5 protein-coding genes, 2 tRNA genes and 1 rRNA gene are annotated in these 4,650 nt (G+C 41.3%); all 8 read left to right on the top strand.

Annotated elements, in window-relative coordinates:
- The first annotated feature begins 31 nt into the window (after positions 1–31).
- The 8 genes from rrf to E2K98_RS31390 all read left to right on the top strand — a co-directional run bounded on the left by rrf (position 32) and on the right by E2K98_RS31390 (position 3,852).
- Positions 32–148, top strand: a 5S ribosomal RNA gene (gene rrf / locus E2K98_RS30150).
- Between the two features lie 65 nt (positions 149–213).
- Positions 214–287, top strand: a tRNA-Met gene (locus tag E2K98_RS30145).
- Positions 288–290: 3 nt separating this feature from the next.
- Positions 291–364 (top strand) — tRNA-Asp (locus tag E2K98_RS30140).
- Between the two features lie 166 nt (positions 365–530).
- Positions 531–986, top strand: a complete 456-nt coding sequence (tsaE, locus tag E2K98_RS30135; RefSeq protein WP_133340645.1) for a tRNA (adenosine(37)-N6)-threonylcarbamoyltransferase complex ATPase subunit type 1 TsaE — start codon at positions 531–533, stop codon at positions 984–986.
- The gene (gene tsaB, locus E2K98_RS30130; RefSeq protein ID WP_133340643.1) at positions 983–1,696 is read left to right on the top strand and encodes a tRNA (adenosine(37)-N6)-threonylcarbamoyltransferase complex dimerization subunit type 1 TsaB; all 714 of its coding nucleotides are present in this window, start codon (positions 983–985) and stop codon (positions 1,694–1,696) included. Before tsaE ends, tsaB begins: the two co-directional genes overlap by 4 nt.
- Positions 1,697–1,702: 6 nt before the next feature.
- A complete protein-coding gene (rimI, locus tag E2K98_RS30125; protein WP_133340641.1) occupies positions 1,703–2,152 on the top strand; it encodes a ribosomal protein S18-alanine N-acetyltransferase in 450 nt (149 codons plus the stop codon).
- Positions 2,149–3,174, top strand: a complete 1,026-nt coding sequence (gene tsaD, locus E2K98_RS30120) for a tRNA (adenosine(37)-N6)-threonylcarbamoyltransferase complex transferase subunit TsaD (RefSeq protein WP_133340639.1) — start codon at positions 2,149–2,151, stop codon at positions 3,172–3,174. The genes rimI and tsaD overlap by 4 nt, the downstream gene beginning before the upstream one ends.
- Before the next feature lie 537 nt (positions 3,175–3,711).
- The gene (locus E2K98_RS31390) at positions 3,712–3,852 is read left to right on the top strand and encodes a hypothetical protein (RefSeq protein ID WP_165976441.1); all 141 of its coding nucleotides are present in this window, start codon (positions 3,712–3,714) and stop codon (positions 3,850–3,852) included.
- Positions 3,853–4,650 lie beyond the last annotated feature (798 nt).

Here is a 4,650-nt window from a genome sequence, read left to right as displayed (position 1 = left end):
TTTTGAGGGAATGATACCTCAAACTTAATAGTCTGGCAATAATGGCGAGAAGGTCACACCCGTTCCCATACCGAACACGGAAGTTAAGCTTCTCAGCGCCGATGGTAGTTGGGGGCTGTCCCCCTGTGAGAGTAGGACGTTGCCAGGCTGTTATTTTAAATAACATGCATACTTTATTATGTTAAACATATAATAGTATGGTATTAGTATCGTCGCGGGGTGGAGCAGTCTGGTAGCTCGTCGGGCTCATAACCCGAAGGTCGCAGGTTCAAATCCTGCCTCCGCAATTTGGTTTGGTAGTTCAGTTGGTTAGAATGCCTGCCTGTCACGCAGGAGGTCGCGGGTTCGAGTCCCGTCCAGACCGTACATATTGTCTTATAAAAAGAACGAAACCAGGTTTCGTCTTTTTTTATTTAAAAGCATTTGAACAGCCCTTAGATTTTTCATCCTTAGGAGAGATCCTAAGGTTTTTTTGCACATAAATAAGGTAAAATGAAGATAATGACATGTTTATGTAAAAAGGTGATGGAATGAAGCAATACGAACTAAATACAAACGATTCAACTCAAACATTAAGCTTTGCGGCAAAATTGGCTGAACATTTGCTGCCAGGAGATGTTATTACTCTTGAAGGAGATTTGGGCGCAGGTAAAACAACTTTTACAAAAGGATTAGCACAGGGTCTGGGGGTTAAGCGGACCGTAAACAGTCCAACCTTTACAATCATAAAAGAATATGCAGGGAGAATGCCCCTCTATCATATGGATGTGTATCGGGTGGGAGATACTTTTGAAGATCTTGGTTTCGATGAATACTTTGAAGGCGATGGAGTAACAGTAGTGGAATGGGCTCATTTAATTGAAGAGCAGCTTCCATCAGAACGATTGACAATTTTCTTGTACCATGAGAGCCAAGAAAAGAGAAAAATGGTTTTCGTTCCGAAGGGGGAACGATATGAGCAATTATGTAAGGAGATTTTTTCATGACGATTTTAGCAATTGATACTTCTAATTATGCCCTTGGTGTTGCACTTTTAGAAGAAAATCAAGTACTTGGCGAATATATAACGAATTTGAAAAAAAACCATTCCATCCGAATTATGCCTGCTATACAGACGTTAATGCAGGATTGTGACCGTGTACCTGCTGATTTAACGAAAGTGGTCGTGGCAAAGGGACCTGGTTCCTATACGGGTGTTAGAATTGGCGTAACGATTGCTAAAACACTGGCTTGGTCATTGAAAATTCCACTTGTGGGTGTTTCCAGTCTGGAAATTTTAGCTGCTGGAACCGGCCGTTACTTCGATGGCTATGTTTCCCCTTTATTTGATGCCAGAAGGGGACAAGTCTATACAGGATTGTACCAGTATAAGAATGATGAACTTATCCAGGTTGAACAGGACCAGTTAATCATGTTAAACGATTGGGCGCGTTACTTAATAAAAATGGATAAGCCTATTCTCTTTGTCGGCAATGACCTGCCTATTCACCAAGAGGAAATTGCGGAAGCCCTAGGAACTAAGGCTATATATGCAGCAATAACGGAACACAATCCGCGGCCATCTGAACTTGCCTTATTAGGCCAATTTCAATCAGAGGAAGATGTTCATTCTTTTGTACCGAATTATATTCGTTTAGCTGAAGCAGAAGCAAAGTGGTTAGAGGCAAATAGGAAAATTTTTAAAGGACAGGATTAGAGAAATATGGTAGATTCTTTTGTTTTTCGATATATGAGGGAAGAGGATATTGATCAGATATTAGAAGTGGAGCATGCCTCTTTTACGACCCCATGGAGCCGTGAAGCCTTCTATAATGAACTAAATAATAATAAATTTGCAGTCTATATTGTTCTTGAAGAAGATGATAAAATTATCGGCTATTGTGGTGCTTGGATTGTCATCGACGAGGCCCATATAACCAATATTGCCATTCTACCGGGATATCGGGGCAAGAAGCTAGGAGAAGCCTTGCTGCAAAAAATGATGTCTGTGGCTAGAGAAATGGGGGCAAAAAGTATGACCCTGGAAGTGCGTGTAACTAACCAGATTGCCCAATCTCTTTACCGGAAGTTTGGATTTCACAATGGCGGAATCCGAAAAAATTATTATTCCGATAATCAGGAAGATGCTTTAGTAATGTGGGTGAATTTATGAAAAAAGATCAATGGATTTTAGGAATTGAAACAAGTTGTGATGAAACGGCAGTTGCAATCATAAAAAACGGAAGGGAGATTGCCGCTAATATTGTTGCCTCACAAATAGAAAGTCATAAACGATTTGGCGGGGTTGTACCGGAGATTGCCTCAAGACACCATGTGGAGCAAATAACCATTGTTCTTGAAGAAGCATTAGGCCAAGCAAATCTTTCCTTTAAAGATATTGATGCAATTGCTGTGACTGAAGGCCCCGGGTTGGTGGGAGCTTTATTAATCGGTGTCAATGCAGCAAAGGCTCTTGCCTTTGCCCATAATCTTCCGCTTGTACCGGTTCATCATATTGCCGGACATATATATGCCAACTGCTTGGTGACGGAAATGAAATTTCCGCTATTAGCTCTTGTTGTATCAGGCGGGCATACAGAGCTTGTTTACATGAAGGAACATGGCCATTTTGAAGTCATTGGAGAGACAAGGGATGACGCAGCAGGAGAAGCCTATGACAAGGTGGCAAGAACACTTAATCTTCCATATCCAGGGGGACCGCATATCGACCGTCTAGCCCATGAAGGAAGCCCGACCATTAATCTGCCGCGTGCCTGGTTAGAGGAAGGATCTTATGATTTTAGTTTTAGTGGATTAAAGTCGGCAGTTATTAACACTGTCCACAATGCCGAGCAGCGTGGTGAGACCATAACCCCGGAAGATCTTGCAGCTAGTTTTCAAGAAAGCGTGATTGATGTGCTTGTTAAAAAGACGGAAAAAGCTGCTTCTGAATATAACGTGAAACAGGTATTATTAGCAGGCGGGGTTGCAGCAAATAAGGGGCTCAGAAGCGCCTTGGAAAAGGTATTCTCTCATTATCCAGAGATAGAATTGGTTGTCCCTCCAATATCTTTATGCACAGATAATGCTGCGATGATTGCGGCGGCAGGAAGTATTATGTTTGAAAAAGGCGTTCGTGCTGAACTTTCGCTTAATGCAATTCCAGGATTGGAGATTGAATTATATAATGATTAGCTCTTCTGTTTATAAGAAGAGCTTTTTTTGTGGATAAAAAATATTATTCGACATTTCTGGCAATTGAGGTTTAGTGGATAAGTCACTGTAAAGTGTTAATAATGTGGATAACTGGAACATTTACTGTGGATAATGTGGAAAAGGTTGAAAAACAGTGAAGTTGTTACTGTTTATTATGTGAATAAGTCTGTGGAAAAGGTGGACATATTAACATTTTTTAAATTGAAGAGTAAAAAACTATCGCAGTTTCTTAGGATTTTGCCGGAAAATGTCGATTTATTTTGAATATCTTTTGGTATTGTCGAATAATATGTTGATAAATGCTGAAATTTGGTTTAGAGATTTTTTTAGCTTTGTGGAAAAATGTCAAGAGGACAGGGAGTTGTTCTATAAAGGATATTTAAAGTCAACATTACTTAATGGAGGAAAGAAAATACCCTTTAACAAGCCGTTGAAAGCCAAAACGTATAGCAAGAGCTTAGAAAATGGTCTTCATAAAGCGGATGAAAGCCAAAACGCATAGCAAGGGGTTAGAAAATGGTCTTCATGAAGCGGATGAAAGCCAAAACGTGTAGCAAGAGCTTAGAAAATGGTCTTCATAAAGCGGATGAAAGTCAAAACGCATGGCAAGGGTTAGAAAATGGTCTTCATTCCCCGGATGAAAGCCAAAACGCATAGCAAGGGCTCAGAAAATGGTCTTCATTCCCCGGATGAAAGCCAAAACGCATAGCAAGGGCTTAGAAAATGGTCTTCATAAAGCGGATGAAAGCCAAAACGCATAGCAAGAGCTTAGAAAATGGTCTTCATTCCCCGGATGAAAGCCAAAACGCATAGCAAGGGCTCAGAAAATGGTCATCATTCCCCGGATGAAAGCCAAAACGCATAGCAAGAGCTTAGAAATGGTCATCATTCCCCGGATGAAAGCCAAAACGCATAGCAAGGGCTCAGAAAATGGTCTTCATTCCCCGGATGAAAGCCAAAACGCATAGCAAGGGCTCAGAAAATGGTCTTCATGAGGCGGATGAAAGCCAAAACGCATAGCAAGGGTTAGAAAATGGTCTTCATAAAGCGGATGAAAGCCAAAACGCATAGCAAGGAGTTAGAAAATGGTCTTCATGAAGCGGATGAAAGCCAAAACGCATAGCAAGGGTTAGAAAATGGTCTTCATAAAGCGGATGAAAGCCAAAACGCATAGCAAGGGCTCAGAAAATGGTCTTCATTCCCCGGATGAAAGCCAAAACGTATAGCAAGAGCTTAGAAAATGGTCTTCATTCCCCGGATGAAAGCCAAAACGCATAGCAAGGGCTCAGAAAATGGTGTTCATGAAGCGGATGAAAGCCAGAACGCATAGCAAGGGCTCAGAAAATGGTGTTCATGAAGCGGATGAAAGCCAAAACGCATAGCAAGGGCTCAGAAAATGGTCTTCATTCCCCGGATGAAAGCCAAAACGCATAGCAAGGGCTTAGAAAATGGTGT

The organism is Bacillus salipaludis (assembly GCF_004358205.1).
Note: the sequence above shows the minus strand (reverse complement) of the source record. Positions and strands in the feature narration are given on the sequence as shown.

Coding starts and splice junctions, on each gene's coding strand:
- tsaE (WP_133340645.1), top strand. CDS start 531: ATGAAGCAATACGAACTAAATACAAACGATTCAACTCAAACATTAAGC.
- tsaB (WP_133340643.1), top strand. CDS start 983: ATGACGATTTTAGCAATTGATACTTCTAATTATGCCCTTGGTGTTGCA.
- rimI (WP_133340641.1), top strand. CDS start 1,703: ATGGTAGATTCTTTTGTTTTTCGATATATGAGGGAAGAGGATATTGAT.
- tsaD (WP_133340639.1), top strand. CDS start 2,149: ATGAAAAAAGATCAATGGATTTTAGGAATTGAAACAAGTTGTGATGAA.
- E2K98_RS31390 (WP_165976441.1), top strand. CDS start 3,712: ATGGTCTTCATGAAGCGGATGAAAGCCAAAACGTGTAGCAAGAGCTTA.